The following is a 16,604-nucleotide window of genomic DNA, read 5'->3' on the forward strand; positions in this document are numbered from 1 at the left end:
CGGCTGAACGCCGTGTGGCTGACCGACATCACGTACCTGTCCTGTGGTGAGGGCGAGATGTTCCTGTGCGCGATCCGCGACGGGCACTCCCGCACAGTTCTCGGCTACAGCGTCGCCGACCACATCGGCGCCGAGATGGTCACCACCGCCATCGAGGCCGTGGTGGCCGCCCGTGGAGGTGACTGTCGTGGCACAGTCCTGCATTCCGACCGCGGCGGCGAATACACGGCGAACCTGACCGCGCGGGCGTGTTTCCGGCACGGGCTGCGCCGATCGATGGGCGCGACCGGGATCTGCTGGGACAACAGCCCCGCGGAGTCGTTCTGGTCGACGTTCAAACACGAGGACTACTACCGGCACGTCTTACGCCACCAAGACGGAACTCGTTGCCGCGATTGACAATTGGGTCATTTTCTACAACAGTACGCGGCGGCACTCCAAGCTCGGGATGCGCAGTCCCAGCGACTATGAGAAGTCACTCCGAGCAGCTGCCTGAACTTCTTACGCCCCTGTCCACCGTTCGGGGTGAACCTCAGTCTCTGGTTGCGGCACCCTCAACGTGGATCTCCGTCAGCTTGGAGTTCGGGCGCGGAAGTCGAAGTGACTGGCGGGCAGCTCAGCGATAGTAAAACTGATCGCCACCCCTGTTCGGGCGAAGTAGATCTACGCCAGCCATTCGCTCAGTCATCCTATCGCCAGCGTCAGCGCCTGCCACCGCGGCTCAGCGGTGTGAACGGAGGGCGACCGTCGCACGCGTCCAGGAATTCCGACGGAAGGTTCAACAGATCGGCGTGCCGCGCTCTCCGGCCTGACTCGAAGTGAGCCGCCAAATCGAAGCGTTCCGGAGCGCGAGTGGTGTGCGGACAGCAGCACAAACACGAGTCGGATGTCGTCGGGCTTGGCGACTTGACTGCTCCGCGTGGAGGGATCGCTGTCGCAGGGGACTGTATCTGCGTGACGGTAGGAGAGGTGTCACCGCGTACTAGACCATTGACGGACCAAATGTGTCCGCTGTGGACTGTGAAACCGTCTATTTTGGACTCTCTGGGCCCCTTGGCTTCGAAGCTTGACGAGTCACAATGGGCCTGAACAGGCAAAACGTGGCGATGGGGCCGTCTTCGGGGATGTCCCGAAAACGGCCCCATCATGGCCCATCATGTCTGGTCGGCCCACCACTTCTGGCCGGCCTCGCCGAGCGTGGAGATCGGGTCGTAGTAGGGGTAGCGGCGGTCGAGCGCCTCGGGATCTTCGAGCTCGATCCCGGTGCGGTAGTTCTTCGTCCAGTACGAAATGCCCAGCTCACGGTCGTACTCGGCGAGCTGGTTGACCCACCGCTTCCCGACGTACGGCACGTCGCACACGATCCGCGGCGTCGCGTACCCCGGCAGGTAGCCCATGATCGCGTGCTGGAGCTCCTGCGCCTCCCACACGGCAACGCGCCAGTGCTCGGCGTTGGGGATCATGTCGCACATGTAGAAGTAGTACGGCAGGATGTTCGCTTCCCCTTGCAGGGCGAAGCAAAGGTCCAGCAGGTCGGCCGGGGTGGCGTTGACCCCGCGCATCAGCACGCCCTGGTTGCGCACGTCCCGCACACCGACTTCCAGAGCGGTGCGGGCGGCCTCGGCGACGAGGGGGGTCACGGACTGTGCGTGGTTCACGTGCGTGTGGATGGCGAGGTTCACGCCGCGGCGGGAGGCGGTGCGGGCGACGCGTTCCAGACCCTCGACCACTCGGGGCTGGAGCCAGTGCTGGGGGAGGCCGGCCAGCGCCTTGGTGGCGAGGCGGACGTCGCGCACGGTCTCGATGTCCAGCAGGCGCATGAGGAACGACTCGAGCTGCGGCCACGGCACGTTCGCGACGTCGCCGCCGGAGACGACCACGTCGCGGACGCCGGGGGTCTTCTTCAGGTAGTCGATCATCTGGTCCTGGCGGTCGACCGGCTTGAGCGACAGCTTGTGCTTGTCGATCAGCGGGGTGGAGTTGCCGACCAGGTCCATGCGGGTGCAGTGCCCGCAGTACTGCGGGCAGGTGGAGACCATCTCGGCCAGCACCTTGGTGGGGTAGCGGTGGGTCAGGCCCTCGACGACCCACATCTCGGCCTCGTGCAGCGAGTCGCGCTGCGAGTGCGGGTGCGACGGCCAGTGCGGGTCGCGGTCGGAGGAGACCGGCAGCATGTAGCGGCGGACCGGGTCGGCCAGGAACGCCTCGGTGAAGGCGTCGGGGGAGAGGTCCGCGCCGACCGCCATCGTGTTGAACATCTGCGGCGGGATCAGCATCGACATCGTCGCGAAGGCGTCCATGTCCTTGGCGAGGTCGTCGTAGAACCTGTCGGTGAGCAGGTCGCCCGCGACCTTGCGGAGCTGCTTCACGTTCTTCACGCAGTTGACCCGCTGCCACTGGGCGTCACGCCACTGCGCCTCGGTCACGTGCGCCCAGCCGGGGAACCGGCGCCAGTCGGGCTCGACCAGCTCACGGCGGACGTACGTGTACGGCTGGCGGTCCAGCCGCTCCAGCGCCGTGGGGGCGTCGTGCAGCGCGGTCATCCGTACTCCTCAGCGTCGAGGTCGCGTAAAGATATCCTGTCACACCGCTAGCGTGCCGTAAATATTTCGGCTCAAGCCCTGGTCGAAGAGGCGTGGGAGCAACCGCGGGCGTCCGTGCGTTGTGGAGGTATGCCCCTTTTCGCGCTGCTGCTCGCCGGGATCTTCGCCGAGGTCGCGGTCATGCTCGCCGTCGGCAACGCCATCGGCCCGCTGGCCATGATCGGGTTGCTGCTGGTCGGCACGCTCGTCGGTCTCGTGCTGGTCCGCAGGCAGGGCGCGCAGACGATGGCCGCGTTCTCCGAGTCGGTGTTCAAGCGGCAGCAGCCGCACCAGGAGATGGCCGACGGGGTGCTCATCGCCGCCGCCGGCGCGTTGATCATGGTGCCCGGCTTCGTCAGCGACGTGGCCGCGCTGTTCCTGCTCTTCCCGCCCACGCGCCGGCTCGTCAGCCGCCGCATCGCCCGCAAGGCGGAGGCCGCCGCGCTCAAGTTCGAGCACGAGCGCCGCTTCGGCCCCGGTCAGGTCGTCGAGGGTGAGGTCGTGACGGTCGACGCGGACCACGTGGTGGTCGCGGAACGCCGCGAACTGCCGTGATCCGCGCGTACCACCCCGCCGACCTCGACGCGCTCCACGACATCTGCCTCGACACCGGCAACGGCGGCCGGGGCGCCCGCCACCTGTTCGACGACCCGCGCCTGCTCGGCCACGCCCACGTCGGCCCGTACGTCGCCTTCGAGCCCGACCTCGCGTTCGTGGCGGAGGACGACGACGGCGTCTGCGGCTACGCGATCGGCACGGCCGACAGCCTCGCGTTCGAGGACCGCCTGGACCGCGACTGGTGGCCCGACCTGCGCGTTCGCTACCCGATGACACCGAGCGCGAACCGAGTGGTCCGCCACATCCACAACCCGGCGCGCGTCGACCCGATGCTCGCCATCGACTATCCCGCGCACATGCACACCAACCTGCTGCCGCGTGCGACGGGCAAGGGGTACGGCGGCAAGCTCGTGCGTGCCGTGCTCGAACGCCTGGAGAAGGGCGTCCATGTGCACGTGCGCCGCCACAACACACACGCGATCGGGTTCTGGCAGCACCTCGGGTTCCGGCAGATCGCCGTGGAGGAGAAGCTGGTGCTCGGCCTGCGGCTGTGACCAGACCGGCGGGGACCAGACCGGCGAGGACCAGATCAGCGGGGACCAGACCGGCAGGGACTAGGTCAGCAGGTCCTTGAGCAGCAGGTCGAAGTCGATGACCTCGCGCCCGGACGGCACCACCTGGTAGGTCGACTGCAGGAACCGGTGCAGCTCCTCGGCCGGCAGGTGGAACACCGCATGCGAGTCTTCGGTCACCAGCTCCAGGACCAGCACGTCACCGTCACCGGGGCGCAGCCGCACGTCACCGAGCCCGGCCGGCGCCAGCACCCCGTCGGCGAGCAGCTCCCGGCCGACGAGCCAGGTGGACTCCTGGTCGCGGGTGTGGAACCGCATCGTCACCGCGTGGGGGTCGTCCGTGCGGTAGTGGAGGTCGACGTCCATGGGTTCGACCGTGCCGTCCGGCCGGATGAACTGGACAACGGTCGCCGTCCCGACTCGGGTCTCGTTGTACATCGCCGATCCTCCTCAGCTCCGAGGTGCTGACGTGGACACGGACGCCGGCCGGGATCGGTTCAACGCGCCCGCCGGGAGTTGCCGCCGAAGCGGAGGTTGCCTGGATCTTCGTCCTGGGTACCGATGTCGCATGACCGTTTACGGCGTCCATGCGTCACATGAGCAGATCCACCCCGCCGAGCTGCTGACCGCGGTGCGCAGGGCCGAGGAGGCCGGCTTCACCGCCGCGATGAGCTCCGACCACTTCGCGCCGTGGAGCGAACGGCAGGGCCAGTCCGGGTACGCGTGGTCGTGGCTCGGTGCCGCGCTGCAGGCGACCGAGCTGCCGTTCGGCGTGGTCACGGCACCGGGGCAGCGCTACCACCCGGCGATCACCGCGCAGGCGATCGGCACGCTCGCCGCCATGTACCCCGGCCGGTTCTGGGCCGCGCTCGGGACGGGTGAGGCGAGCAACGAGCACATCACCGGTGACGGCTGGCCGCGCAAGGACGTCCGCACCCGGCGGCTGGAGGAGTGCGTCGAGGTGATCCGCGCGCTGCTCAACGGCGACGAGGTCAACCACGACGGCCTGGTCTGCGTCGACCGCGCCCGGCTGTGGACCCTGCCCCGCGAGGTGCCGCAGCTGATCGGTGCCGCCGTGAGCCCCGAGACCGCGCGGTGGTGCGCGTCGTGGGCGGACGGGCTGATCACCGTCAACGCCGCACCGGAACGCCTGCGCGAGGTCGCGGGCGCCTACCGGGACGCCGGCGGGCGCGGCAAGCTGCACCTGCAGGTGCACCTGAGCTGGGCGCAGGACCTCGACACGGCCCGCGCGATTGCGCATGACCAGTGGCGCACGAACGTGTTCCGTCCACCGGTGTGCTGGGACCTGGAGCTGCCGGAGCACTTCGACGTGGTCGCCGAGAACGTCACGGCCGAGCAGCTCGAAGGCGTCGTCAACATCTCCGACGACCTCAAGTGGCACGCCGAACGCCTGCACGACTACGCCGAGCTGGGCTTCGAGGAGATCTACCTGCACCACGTCGGCCAGGACCTGGTGCCGTTCATCGACGCGTTCGGCGAGCACGTGCTGCCGGAGGTGACGGCATGATCCGCACCTCGGACGTGTGGTGGAAGAACGCCGTCCTCTACTGCCTGGACGTGGAGACCTTCTCCGACAACGGGTTCCGCGGCGCCACCGAACGACTCGACCACCTGCACGCGCTCGGCATCACCTGCCTGTGGCTGATGCCGTTCTACCCCACGCCCGAGCGCGACGACGGCTACGACATCACCGACTTCTACGCCGTCGACCCGCGCCTCGGCTCGCTGGGCGACTTCGTGGAGTTCGTCCGCGCCGCACGGGACCGCGGCATGCGCGTCATCGCCGACCTCGTCGTCAACCACACGTCCGACCAGCACCCGTGGTTCCACGACCCCGACAAGCGCGACTGGTACGTCTGGGCCGACGAGCCGCCGGAGGACGGGCCGAAGGGCATCACGTTCCCCGACAAAGAGGACTCGCTGTGGGAGTACTCCGAGGAGGTCGGCAAGTACTACCTGCACCGCTTCTACAAGCACCAGCCCGACCTGAACGTGGCCAACCCCGCCGTGCGCGACGAGATCGCGCGGATCATGGGCTTCTGGACGGAGCTGGGTCTGAGCGGTTTCCGCGTCGACGCCGTCCCGTTCCTGCTGGAGCACCAGGAGCGGTCCGACGCGATCGAGCTGCCCGACCCGCACGACTACCTCACCGACCTGCGGGCGTTCCTCAACCGCCGCAACGGTGAGGCCGTGCTGCTCGGCGAGGTGAACCTGCCGTACAAGGACGCGATGGCCTTCTACGGCCAGGGCGTCGGCGACGAGCTGACCATGTGCTTCGACTTCGTCGGCATGCAGGCGATGTACCTGGCGCTGGCGCGGCAGACGAGCGGGCCGCTGACGAAGGCGCTGCAGGAACGCCCGCAGCCACCCCGTGACGGGCACTGGGCGACGTTCGTCCGCAACCACGACGAGCTGACGCTGGACAAGCTGCCGGTCGACGAGCGCCAGGAGGTCTTCGACGCGTTCGGGCCGGACCCCTCGATGCAGCTCTACGGCCGGGGCCTGCGCCGCCGCCTCCCCGGGATGCTCGACGGGGACCAGCGTCGCATCCGGATGGTCTACAGCCTGCTGTTCACGCTGCCGGGCACGCCGGTGCTCTTCTACGGCGAGGAGATCGGCCTGGAGGAGGACCTGTCGCTCGAAGGCCGGCTCGCGGTGCGCGTGCCGATGGACTGGGAGGAGGCGGGCAAGCAGCGCCACGACCCCGACTCGTTGCTGACGTGGATGCGCAAGCTGGTCGAGCTCTACCGCGAGGCCCCGGAGCTGGCGTGGGGGACCGTGCAGGTGCTCGACGTCGGCGATCCGACCGTGTTCGCCCACCGCGCGGACTGCGACGGTGGCGCGGTGATCGCCCTGCACAACTTCGCCGACCGGGAGGTCACCGTGCGCGTCCCGGTCGACGGGGTGCTCACGGACCTGGCGACGGGCGGCACGGTGAAGCCGGCCAAGATCGGTGCCAAGGTCGACCTGGCGCCCTACGACTGCCGCTGGTTCCGCGTGAATCCTGAATGATACTTGCGGGATCTTGACGCCTCACGTGAAGATATCTTCGAGACAGCGTCGTCGACCGAAGGATTTTCAGGTGAGCGCGTACGGACTGCACCGTGTCCTCGAACCTGCGGGCGTGTTGCCGCAGCAGGCGTGGCGGCTCGACGCGGCACCCGTGCCCGCTGACGACGAGGTCGTCGTCGCGGTCGAGCGGCTCAACCTGGACGCGGCGTCGTTCCGGCAGCTCAGGGAGGCGCACCGGAGTCCGGACGCGGTGCGGCAGGCGGTGCTCGACATCGTCGCCGAGCGCGGCAAGATGCAGAACCCGGTCACGGGCTCGGGCGGCATGCTGTTCGGGACGGTCCTGGAGGTGGGACCGTCCTCGCCGCTCGGGCTCAAGGCCGGTGACCGGATCGCGACGCTGGTCAGCCTCACGCTGACGCCGTTGCGGATCACCGACGGGCTGCAGGACTGGAGCGGCGAGGACGAGCAGGTGCCGTGCCGGGGGACCGCGGTGCTGTTCGGGCGTTCGATCGCGGCCGTGCTGCCCGACGACCTGCCCGCCGGGCTCGCGCTGTCGGTGCTGGACGTGTGCGGTGCGCCCGCGTTGACCGACCGGGTCGTGCGCCGGCACCCCGGCGGTTCCGTGCTCGTGCTCGGGGGCGGGGGCAAGTCGGGGTCGCTCTCCCTCGCCGCCGCGCGTCAGGCCGGTGCGTCGCGTCTGGTCGCTTTGGTGCCCACGGAACGTGAAGCGGCACAGGTCCGTGCGGCAGGTCTCGCGGACGAGGTCGTGATCGCGGACGCACGCAACCCCGTCGCCGTCGCCGAAGCCGTGGGCAAGCAGGTCGACGTGACGGTCGTGTGCGTGGACGTGCCGGGGTGCGAGCACGGCGCCATCCTCGCGACCGCCGACGGCGGCACCGTGATCTTCTTCTCCATGGCGACCTCGTTCAGCGCCGCCGCCTTGGGAGCGGAGGGTCTGGCCGCGGACGTCGAGATGCTGGTCGGCAACGGCTATGTGCCAGGTCACGCCGCGTTCGCGCTCGACCTCGTCCGCACCCAGGCGGGTGTGCGGGCGTTGTTCGAGCAGAGGCAGACTGCGTGACGTGAGTACGCAACTTTTGGTCGGCGGCCGCATCTACGCACCGGATGCGACGGCGATGGCCGTCACGGACGGCGTGGTCGTCTGGATCGGACAGGACTCGGTCGGGCGCGCGCTGCACCCGGACGCCGAGGTCGTCGAGCTCGGCGGTGCCTTCGTCGCGCCCGCGTTCGTCGACGCCCACGTCCACGCCACCTCGGCCGGTCTGCTGCTGACCGGTGTCGACCTGACCCGCACGCCGTCGCTGGAGGCGTTGCTGGACCAGGTCCGCAACGCCGAGGGCCCGCTCGTGTGGGGTCATGGCTGGGATGAGACGCGGTGGCCGGAGAACCGCCCTCCGACGCGTGCGGAGATCGACGAGGCGGCGGGCGACAAGAGGGTCTACCTGTCACGCATCGACGTGCACTCGGCACTTGTGTCGTCGAACCTCGTCACGGACGAAACGCGCGCGGCTGACGGCTACTCCGCCGAGGGCCCCCTCGCGCGCGCCGCACACCATCACGTCCGACGCATTGCACGCGACGCCATCACGCCGGAGCAGCGCCGCGAGGCACAGCTGGCGTTCCTGCACCACGCGGCGTCGATGGGCATCGCGTCCGTGCACGAGTGCGCCGGCCCGGACATCTCCGGCGAGGACGACCTGCGCGAGCTGCTGGCGCTGGGCGAGGGCCCGCAGGTCGTGGCCTACTGGGGAGACCACGACCTGCCCGGTGTCCCCGTGCAGGGCCTGGCCGGTGACCACTTCGTTGACGGCGCGATCGGCTCCCGCACCGCCGCGCTGGTCGAGCCGTACGCCGACGCGGACACGTCCGGTGCGCTGTACCTGACCGGCCGGCAGGTCGCCGACCACCTGGTGAAGTGCACGGAGCTGGGCATCCAGGCGGGTTTCCACGTCATCGGCGACGCGGGCATGGCCGCCGTGGTCGAGGGCTTCGCGATCGCCGAGAAGACGCTCGGCACCTCGGCGCTGGCGTCGGCCCGCCACCGCCTCGAACACGTCGAGATGGTCTCGGCCGAACAGGCCCAGCAGCTGGCCGGGTGGGGCGTCATCGCCTCGGTGCAGCCGCTTTTCGACGCCGAATGGGGCGGCCCGACCGGCATGTACGTGCAGCGGCTCGGTGCCGAGCGCGGAGTGGGGCTCAACCCCTTCTCGCGCTTGGCCGCCGCGGGCGTCGTGCTGGCGTTCGGCTCCGACACGCCGGTGACCGCCATCGACCCGTGGGCAGCGGTGAAGGCCGCGGTGCACCACAGGACCGAGGGCTTCGGTGTGTCCCCGCGCGCCGCTTTCACCGCCCACACGCGCGGTGGCTGGCGTGCGGCGGGCGTGGACGACGGCGTGACCGGCACCTTGCAGCCCGGTGCGCCCGCGACGTACGCCGTGTGGGAGACCGGTGACCTCGTGGTGGCCGGGTCCGACGCCCGCGTCCAGCGCTGGTCCACCGACCCGCGGTCGGGCGTGCCCGGCCTGCCCGACCTCACCGGGCCCGCCCCGGTGTGCGTGCGGACCGTGCTGAACGGCCGGACGATCTACGAGAGGAAGTGACTCGATGGCGTTGCTCGACCTCGACCCGAGGGTCGTCGCCACCGCGCGCGAGCTCGCCGCGCGGGCGGCCGAACCCGTGGTGTCCATCGCGAAGGCGCACACCACGGTCGCGGTCGAGCGCGCCACGCTGCGGCTGGCCGGCATCACCGGCGCGGACTCCACCCACCGCGCCGGTGACGTGCCGTGGGTCAACCGCGTGATCGACACGGTCCGCGAGCAGTGCGGCCTGGAGCACGGGGTGGTGCTGCCCGCGTTCCACGCCCTGCGGCAGCACAACCTCGCGAGCCTGACCGAGCTCGCCGAGGCCACGGCCGCCGGGCAGGTCCAGTTCACGGTCCCGGAGGGCAGGGACCGGACCGCGGCCAAGAAGGCCGCCACCTCCGCCGTCACCAAGGGCCTCAAGACGGTCGACCGCAACCGCGTCCAGCGCGAGAAGCTGGTGCAGAAGTGGGGCGACCCCGCGCAACGCCCGTGGATCTACCTGATCGTCGCGACCGGTGACATCGACGAGGACGTCGTGCAGGCGCAGAACGCCGCCCGCGCCGGCGCCGACGTCATCGCCGTGATCCGCTCCACCGGCCAGTCGCTGCTGGACTACGTCCCGGAAGGCGCCACGCACCACGGGTTCGCCGGCACCTACGCCACGCAGGAGAACTTCCGGATCATGCGCGCGGCGCTGGACGACGTGTCGAAGGAGGTCGGCCGGTACGTGCGGCTGACCAACTACGCGTCCGGCCTGTGCATGCCCGAGATCGCCGTCCTGGCCGGGTTGCAGCGGCTCGACATGATGCTGAACGACTCGATGTACGGCATCCTGTTCCGCGACATCAACCCCATCCGCACGTTCGTCGACCAGCGGTTCTCCCGCCAGGTCCACGCGCGCGCCGGCATCATCATCAACACCGGCGAGGACAACTACCTCACCACCGCGGACGCCGTCGAGGCCGCCCACACCGTGACGGTGTCCCAGCTGCTCAACGAGCACTTCGCCCACGAGGCGGGACTGCCCGACCACCTGCTGGGCCTCGGGCACGCGTTCGAGATCAACCCGAAGGTGCCGGACTCGTTCCGGCTGGAGCTCGCGCACGCGCTGCTGGCCCGCGAGCTGTTCCCGGACGCGCCGCTCAAATGGATGCCGCCGACCAAGCACATGACCGGCGACGTGTTCAACGGCTACCTGCTGGACGGGTTCTTCAACCTCGCGGGTGTCCTCACCGGACAGTCCATCCTGCTCGTCGGCATGATGACCGAGGCGGTCGTGACGCCGTTCCTGTCCGACCGCGACCTCGCGCTGCAGAACGTCCGGTACGTGCTCAACGCGGCCGGCAGTCTCGCGGAGGACTTCCGGCCGGCACCGGACGGGTTGATCGTCAAGCGCGCGCACCAGGTGCTGGGCGAGGCGGTGGACCTGCTGGAGCGCATCGTCGGCGACGGGCTGCTCAACGCGATCGCCGACGGCACGTTCGGCCTGATGAAGCGCCCGGCCGACAAGGGCAAGGGCGCGGACGGCGTGGTCGAGAAGGCTCCCGAGTACTTCAACCCGGCTTCGGACCTGCTGGAGGCCTCGAATGTCTGACGCCAAGAGGTACGTCCGGCCCTACGGCGACACGACCGGCGACGGCATGGTCCAGACGTCGTTCACGCTGCCGATCCCGTTCGGTTCCAAGGCGGACGGCGCGGCGCAGCAGCTCGCGAACAGGATGGGCATGGACCCCGCGATGGTGGTCCACTCGCACCCCATCGGTGACGACTTCACGTTCTTCGTCGTCTACGGCTCGGTCAAGCACCTCGTGGACCTCGACGAGGTCAAGGTCGTCGAGCGCGAGTACCCGCTGCTGTCACCGGCCGAGGTGAACACGACGCTGAAGAAGGTGTTGCGGCGCAAGCTGGTCGTCGTCGGCGGCTGCATCGGCACGGACGCGCACACGGTCGGCATCGACGCGATCCTCAACATCAAGGGCTTCGCCGGCGAGAAGGGCCTGGAGTACTACCGCGAGCTGAAGGTCGTGAACCTCGGCGCGCAGGTGAGCGTTCCGGAACTGGTGCGGTCCGCCCGCGCCGAGAAGGCCGACGCGGTGCTGGTCTCCCAGGTGGTGACGCAGCGGGACGCGCACATCCTGAACACGCAGGAGATGTCGGCGGCGTTCCGCGAGGCGATGGGGGACCGGCGGCCGCTGCTGGTGGCGGGCGGCCCGCGGTTCGACCCGCTGATGGCGGCCGAGCTGGGGGTTGACCGGGTTTTCTCCCGGGGTACCACTCCGGGCGAGGTCGCGAGCTACCTGGTGCACGCGATGCAGGAGAAAAAGGGGGTCGCCGCGTGAGCGGGGCTTTGGTCGAAGGTTTCACCGTGGCACACCGGCGTTACGTGCCGCACTCGCACGCGCATTACGGCGGCAGCCTCGTCGACGGTGCCTACGGGCTCGGCATGTTCGGTGACGTCGCCACCGAGATGCTCATCCACACCGACTCCGACGAGGGCCTGTTCGCGGGTTACAGCTCCGTGGAGTTCGTCGCGCCCATCCAGGCCGGCGACGTCATCGAGGCCGTGGCGACGCTGGTGCGCATCGGGAAGCGATCGCGGGAGATCGAGTTCGAGGCCCGCGTGGTGTGCCGTTCGGCGCCCGAACGCGGCCCTTCCGCGGCGGACGCGCTGGCTGAGCCGATCGTCGTAACGCGCGCCCGCGGCACCGTGGTCGCGCCGAAATCCGCGGAATAGCAACAAGAACCGCGGGTGTGGACCGACATCGAACGCCCGCACGCCCCAGCTCGACCCGGCAAGACGGCTCCTGTCCCGGCGCCGCCTTGCCGGGTCTGTCCGGCCGTCGCTCTCCGTGAAGATGAGAGCGGTCCAGCCCAATTCCGGTTCGGCCTGAATTAAACCCGCAACCTCTGCCGCCCTCGCCCGTTGGTCAACACAGAGGTAGCTACAAGCGGGGAGGAACGGCGCAGTGAAGATCGACCACCACGGGGAGACACCCCCGTACGAGCAGGTGCGTGTGCACTACGCACACGCCATCGCAAACCGCGAACTGCCGGTCGGCGCCAAACTGCCCACAGTGCGCGCGCTCGCGAAAGACCTGGGCCTTGCGGTGAACACTGTCGCTCGCGCCTACCGCGAGCTGGAGGAAGCGGGCCTCGTGGAAACGCGAGGCCGGGCGGGCACCGTGGTCAGCGCGAACGGTGACAGCAACCGCGAGCGGGTGCGTTCGGCAGCGCACGCCTATGCGTCGATGTCGGCCGAGTTGGGACTGTCGAGAGAAGAGGCGCTGGAGATCGTGCGGGCGGCGTTCCGGGCCTGATGGGGCCGGACGTGCCGGTCGGGCCACCGGCGTCGGGGTAAGGGGCCACTGGCCTCGGGTGCGGATGCCACGCGTCAGGCGGGACCTTGAGTGTCTGAAAGGACGTCAGGAGCCTAGATGCGGGTCGTGGGCAGCGGCAGTGCGCTCATCGCGTGAACGACGCGAGCGCGGGGCCCCGCCCACCCTGGGGGCAGACCGCCCACCTCCACCCACCATAGCGAGAGTCCGCGCGTGTCAAGCCCGCGGCTCGCGAACCTGTGGACAACCGAAGCCCTGTGGACAAGTCGCGAGCCACGCCCGAATCGTGCACCGGGCGTTCGGCGAGGTGTCGCCACGGGCCCGGACGAACCGCCGTGCCCGCCCGAGTCAGGGCGGGCACGGACGCCGGCGTCGACAACGCGGTGGCCGCTTGGAATGACGACATCGCGCTCACCCAGTTGAGCCGCGATGCGCCCGTCTTGCTCGACACCGCGGGTCTGGCCAGAGGTGGAACACCGCCGTCACGGCCAGTTCATCATGCTGCGGGCGCCGCGTGGCCGAGTAGTCGTATCTGTATGCCTGCCTGCTCCAAGCAGGTGATCAAAACCGCCACGAACGTGCATGCCACTCACCCGTTTGCGGACCCTCTTACCTGCCCTTATGCGGTTAGGCTGCCCCGTGAACCGCAGATAACTGACTCATCAGTCAACTTAGGGGTGGGAGATGGTGCGGACCGTCCGGGACGGCCTGCGGCGCACGGCTGAACAGGACCAGTTCGTCGAGCTCGCCAGGCGGTTCGCGGCGGAGGAGATCCGCCCGCGGGCCCGCGCCGTGGACGAGGCGGACACCGAGTCGCCGCTCGACCTGTGGGAGAAGGCGTCGCGGCTGGGGCTGACGACGTTCATGATCCCAGAGGAGTTCGGCGGCGGCGGGATCACCGACCTCACCACTCAGGTGCTCGTCCAGCAGGAGCTGTGCCACGGCGACATCGGCATCGGCAACCTGCTCACGTCCAACGGCTTCTTCAGTGCTCCGATCGACCACCTCGGCACCCCTGAGCAGCAGAAGCGCTTCCTCGGTCCACTCGGGACGGACCTGCCGCCGTTGACCGCCGTCGCGGTCACCGAGCCGGGCGCCGGCTCCGACGCGGCGAGCATCCGGACCTCGGCGCGGCGCGACGGCGACTCCTACGTCCTCAATGGACAGAAGACCTGGATCTCCAACGCCCCGTACGCCGCGATGTTCGTGATCTTCGCGACCGTTGACCCCTCCTTGCGTTCCCGTGGTGTCACGGCATTCGTGGTGCCGCGCGACACGCCCGGCCTGACCGTCGGGCCGCCGTTCCGGAAGATGGGGCAGCGGGCGATCGTGAACGCGGAGGTGTTCCTCGACGACGTGCGCGTGCCCGCCGAGAACCGGCTCGGCGAGGAGGGGCAGGCGTTCCCGGGCCTGATGCGGACGTTCGACGCCTCGCGAATCCTGATCGGCGCCGCCTGCACGGGTCTGGCACGGGCGGCGCTGGACTTCGCTTCCGCTTATGCCGCTGAACGCGTGCAGTTCGGCGTTCCGATCCTGCGGCACCAGGCCGTGGCGTTCCGGTTGGCCGAGATGGCCACGCGCGTCGACACCGCGCACCTGCTGACGCTGCGGGCCGCTGCGCTGTACGACGCGGGGGAGGCGGTCGCGCAGGAGTCCGCGATGGCGAAACTCGTCGGTTCCGAGAACGCGATGTGGTGCACGCACGCGGCCGTGCAGACGTTGGGCGGCTACGGCTACTCCCGCGAGTACCCCGTCGAGCGCTGGATGCGCGATGCCAAGCTGGAGGAGATCGAGGAAGGCACCTCGGACATCCAGCGCCTGATCATCTCGCGCGGGCTGGGTGCCAGGTGATCTTCTCCGATCCGTCGTCCGTCGCGGTGGTGGGCGCGAGTGACGACCCGGCGAAGTGGGGGCATTGGCTGGCGCGCGGTGCGTTGACCGGCAGCGACCGCCGGGCCGTGCACCTGGTGAACCGCGGTGGCGGGGCGGTGCTGTCGCGGCCGACCGTGCGGACGCTGTCGGAACTGCCAGAGGCGCCGGAGCTGGTGGTGCTCGCCGTGCCTCCCCAGCACGTCGCCGCGGTGGTGGACGAGGCTCTGGCGTTGGGAACGCGCGGTTTCGTCGGGATTCCGTCGGCGATGGACGAGTGCGTGGTCGCGCGCATCCGTGCGGCGGGGGCGCGGCTGCTCGGGCCGAACTGCCTGGGCGTGTACGACGCGGCGACGTCGCTGCACCTGGCGTGGGGGCGGTTCCAGCCCGGTTCACTGGGGGTGGTGTCGCAGAGCGGGCAGGTGGGCCTGGAGATCGCCGGACTCGCCGCGGCCGCCGGGCTCGGGGTGTCGCGGTTCGTGTCGGTCGGCAACCAGGTCGACGTGACGGCCGCGGAAGCGTTGCTGGACCTGGTTGCGCATGAGTTGACCGCTGTGGTCGGGGTGTACCTGGAGAGCTTCGGGCCCGGGATGCTGACCGCCCTGTCGGAGCTCCGGTCGGCCGGGAAACCCGTTGTGCTGCTGACGGTCGGTGCTTCCGCTGCCGCACGGGACGCCGCACTGTCGCACACCGGCGCACTGGTGTCCTCTTTGGACGTCGTGGACGCCGCGTGCCGCCGGTCCGGGGCCGTGCGGGTGGCGACGCCGGCTGCCCTGGTGGACGTTGCCGCTGTGGTGACGCGAGGGGTGCCGCGCGGAACGCGGGTCGGGATTCTCGCGGACTCCGGCGGTCAGGGGGCGATCGCGGCGGATCTCGCGGTGGGTGCGGGGCTCGTGGTGCCTGCTCTGGCCGCCGTGGGCGGGCTGCCGGCCGGTGTGTCGGCGCGCAACCCCATCGACCTGGCCGGGGCGGGGGAGCAGGACCTGGAGAACTACGCCCGTGCCGTCGAGGTGCTGGTGCGCGGTGGTGAGGTCGACTCGGTCGTGTTGTCCGGCTACTTCGGCAGTTACGGTGCGGACACGCCTTGCCTGGAGTCCACCGAGGTCGCCGTCGCCGCCCGGATCTGTTCGCTGGCAAGGGAGACCGGCGTTCCCGTGGTCGCCCACTGCATGTGCACCGACTCCGCCGCGGTTCGTGCTCTGCGAGCTGGTGGCGTGTCCGTTCAGCACACGATCGAGCGCGTTGTGGGTGCTCTCGGTAACGCTGCTCGCTTCGGCGCCTCCGCCGCAGCCGGGGCCGGGCCGTTCAGCGGTCCGGAACTGTCGGTGCCGGCTGGAAGAATTGAAGCTGGGGGACCCCCTGCAGGGGACCCCTGCGTGAGCACGCGCGAGAGACCGGGGATCGCGTACCGGCCAGGCTACCTGGCAGCTCGTGAGCTGCTGGACTTCGTCCGCTTCCCCCGCGCCCACGCCGTGACCACAGCCGCAGAGGCCCGCGCCACCCCGCTCACCGCCCCGTTCGCGCTCAAGGCCGACTGGCTGGCGCACAAGACCGAGCACGGCGGCGTTCAGACCGGTCTCACCGACCCGGCCGCCGCCTTCGAGGAGATGGAGGCCCGCTTGGGCCCCGGCACGTACGTCCTCGAAGAGATGGACACCCGCCCGAACACCGTCGAGCTGATCATCTGCGCCCGGCGTGACCACTCGTTCGGCCCAGTGGTCCTCGTCGGTGCCGGCGGCATCCACGCGGAGCTGCACCGCGACACCGCCCTCGAACTGGCACCCGTCACCCCGGCCACCGCTCACACCATGCTCAACCGCCTGCGGTCCGTACCGCTGCTGCGCGGCTGGCGCGGCGCACCACCCGTCGACCTCGTCGCTCTGACCCAGGTCATCGCGTCACTCTCCCGGCTCATCGCCACCCGTCCCGACCTGGCGGAGATCGAGCTGAACCCGGTGCGCGTCGGCCCGGACGGCGTGGTGGCCGTGGACGCGCTGATCACCCCCGCCGATGCCGCGCTGACCGAGTCAGGCGACCAGCAGGTGGCCTGAT

The 16,604-nt window shown here is 69.8% G+C and carries 15 protein-coding genes and 1 pseudogene; 14 read left to right on the forward strand and 2 right to left on the reverse strand.

Annotated features, from left to right (window positions below; genetic code table 11):
* Window positions 1–12 precede the first annotated feature (12 nt).
* Both ACVDFE_RS21625 and ACVDFE_RS21630 read left to right on the forward strand, forming a co-directional pair.
* Window positions 13–399, forward strand: a complete 387-nt coding sequence (locus ACVDFE_RS21625) for a DDE-type integrase/transposase/recombinase (protein WP_458434371.1) — start codon at window positions 13–15, stop codon at window positions 397–399.
* Window positions 392–496: pseudogene (locus ACVDFE_RS21630) on the forward strand (IS3 family transposase); the annotation flags it as partial. The gene ACVDFE_RS21625 and the pseudogene ACVDFE_RS21630, both read left to right, overlap by 8 nt.
* 658 nt (window positions 497–1,154) lie before the next feature.
* Here ACVDFE_RS21630 and ACVDFE_RS21635 read toward each other — a convergent pair.
* Complete coding sequence (locus ACVDFE_RS21635; protein WP_458431622.1) at window positions 1,155–2,543, reverse strand: KamA family radical SAM protein; 1,389 nt, start codon at window positions 2,541–2,543, stop codon at window positions 1,155–1,157.
* A gap of 129 nt (window positions 2,544–2,672) precedes the next feature.
* On the opposite strand from ACVDFE_RS21635, the gene ACVDFE_RS21640 reads away from it, so the two are divergent.
* Window positions 2,673–3,137, forward strand: coding sequence for an FxsA family protein (locus ACVDFE_RS21640; RefSeq protein WP_360393610.1), 465 nt, complete (start codon window positions 2,673–2,675; stop codon window positions 3,135–3,137).
* Window positions 3,134–3,694 carry an N-acetyltransferase family protein gene (locus tag ACVDFE_RS21645; RefSeq protein WP_458431623.1) on the forward strand — a complete coding sequence of 187 codons (561 nt, stop codon included), beginning with the start codon at window positions 3,134–3,136 and terminating at the stop codon, window positions 3,692–3,694. Before ACVDFE_RS21640 ends, ACVDFE_RS21645 begins: the two co-directional genes overlap by 4 nt.
* Window positions 3,695–3,754: 60 nt before the next feature.
* On the opposite strand, the gene ACVDFE_RS21650 is transcribed toward ACVDFE_RS21645, so the two are convergent.
* The gene (locus tag ACVDFE_RS21650) at window positions 3,755–4,150 is read right to left on the reverse strand and encodes an SsgA family sporulation/cell division regulator (RefSeq protein ID WP_458431624.1); all 396 of its coding nucleotides are present in this window, start codon (window positions 4,148–4,150) and stop codon (window positions 3,755–3,757) included.
* Between the two features lie 130 nt (window positions 4,151–4,280).
* Between ACVDFE_RS21650 and ACVDFE_RS21655 the strand changes: the two genes are divergently transcribed.
* The 10 genes from ACVDFE_RS21655 (at window position 4,281) to ACVDFE_RS21700 (ending at window position 16,603) form a co-directional block, all read left to right on the forward strand.
* The gene (locus ACVDFE_RS21655) at window positions 4,281–5,240 is read left to right on the forward strand and encodes a TIGR03885 family FMN-dependent LLM class oxidoreductase (protein ID WP_458431625.1); all 960 of its coding nucleotides are present in this window, start codon (window positions 4,281–4,283) and stop codon (window positions 5,238–5,240) included.
* Complete coding sequence (locus ACVDFE_RS21660; protein WP_458431626.1) at window positions 5,237–6,745, forward strand: alpha-amylase family protein; 1,509 nt, start codon at window positions 5,237–5,239, stop codon at window positions 6,743–6,745. Before ACVDFE_RS21655 ends, ACVDFE_RS21660 begins: the two co-directional genes overlap by 4 nt.
* Window positions 6,746–6,815: 70 nt before the next feature.
* Window positions 6,816–7,826: an L-erythro-3,5-diaminohexanoate dehydrogenase gene (gene kdd / locus ACVDFE_RS21665; protein ID WP_360393623.1), complete on the forward strand. Its 1,011-nt coding sequence runs from the start codon at window positions 6,816–6,818 to the stop codon at window positions 7,824–7,826.
* A complete protein-coding gene (locus tag ACVDFE_RS21670; protein ID WP_458434372.1) occupies window positions 7,819–9,366 on the forward strand; it encodes an amidohydrolase in 1,548 nt (515 codons plus the stop codon). Before kdd ends, ACVDFE_RS21670 begins: the two co-directional genes overlap by 8 nt.
* Window positions 9,367–9,370: 4 nt before the next feature.
* The gene (gene kamD, locus ACVDFE_RS21675) at window positions 9,371–10,942 is read left to right on the forward strand and encodes a lysine 5,6-aminomutase subunit alpha (protein ID WP_458431627.1); all 1,572 of its coding nucleotides are present in this window, start codon (window positions 9,371–9,373) and stop codon (window positions 10,940–10,942) included.
* Window positions 10,935–11,687 carry a lysine 5,6-aminomutase subunit beta gene (gene kamE, locus ACVDFE_RS21680; RefSeq protein ID WP_458431628.1) on the forward strand — a complete coding sequence of 251 codons (753 nt, stop codon included), beginning with the start codon at window positions 10,935–10,937 and terminating at the stop codon, window positions 11,685–11,687. Before kamD ends, kamE begins: the two co-directional genes overlap by 8 nt.
* A 26-nt stretch (window positions 11,688–11,713) precedes the next feature.
* Entirely contained in the window at window positions 11,714–12,082 is a 369-nt protein-coding gene (kal, locus tag ACVDFE_RS21685; protein WP_360393630.1) for a 3-aminobutyryl-CoA ammonia lyase, read from the forward strand.
* A gap of 232 nt (window positions 12,083–12,314) precedes the next feature.
* Window positions 12,315–12,665 (forward strand): GntR family transcriptional regulator, encoded by a 351-nt coding sequence (locus tag ACVDFE_RS21690; RefSeq protein ID WP_360393632.1) that lies wholly within the window; start codon window positions 12,315–12,317, stop codon window positions 12,663–12,665.
* A 702-nt stretch (window positions 12,666–13,367) separates the two neighbouring features.
* The gene (locus ACVDFE_RS21695) at window positions 13,368–14,534 is read left to right on the forward strand and encodes an acyl-CoA dehydrogenase family protein (protein ID WP_458431629.1); all 1,167 of its coding nucleotides are present in this window, start codon (window positions 13,368–13,370) and stop codon (window positions 14,532–14,534) included.
* The gene (locus ACVDFE_RS21700; protein ID WP_458431630.1) at window positions 14,531–16,603 is read left to right on the forward strand and encodes an acetate--CoA ligase family protein; all 2,073 of its coding nucleotides are present in this window, start codon (window positions 14,531–14,533) and stop codon (window positions 16,601–16,603) included. Before ACVDFE_RS21695 ends, ACVDFE_RS21700 begins: the two co-directional genes overlap by 4 nt.
* The last annotated feature ends 1 nt before the right edge of the window (window position 16,604 follow it).

This window comes from Lentzea chajnantorensis, assembly GCF_054300775.1.

Excerpts from the sequence above, each read along its gene's own strand:
- ACVDFE_RS21650 (WP_458431624.1), bottom strand. The coding sequence starts at position 4,150 with ATGTACAACGAGACCCGAGTCGGGACGGCGACCGTTGTCCAGTTCATC.
- kamE (WP_458431628.1), top strand. The coding sequence starts at position 10,935 with ATGTCTGACGCCAAGAGGTACGTCCGGCCCTACGGCGACACGACCGGC.
- kamD (WP_458431627.1), top strand. The coding sequence starts at position 9,371 with ATGGCGTTGCTCGACCTCGACCCGAGGGTCGTCGCCACCGCGCGCGAG.
- ACVDFE_RS21695 (WP_458431629.1), top strand. The coding sequence starts at position 13,368 with ATGGTGCGGACCGTCCGGGACGGCCTGCGGCGCACGGCTGAACAGGAC.
- ACVDFE_RS21635 (WP_458431622.1), bottom strand. The coding sequence starts at position 2,543 with ATGACCGCGCTGCACGACGCCCCCACGGCGCTGGAGCGGCTGGACCGC.
- ACVDFE_RS21655 (WP_458431625.1), top strand. The coding sequence starts at position 4,281 with ATGACCGTTTACGGCGTCCATGCGTCACATGAGCAGATCCACCCCGCC.
- ACVDFE_RS21660 (WP_458431626.1), top strand. The coding sequence starts at position 5,237 with ATGATCCGCACCTCGGACGTGTGGTGGAAGAACGCCGTCCTCTACTGC.
- ACVDFE_RS21640 (WP_360393610.1), top strand. The coding sequence starts at position 2,673 with ATGCCCCTTTTCGCGCTGCTGCTCGCCGGGATCTTCGCCGAGGTCGCG.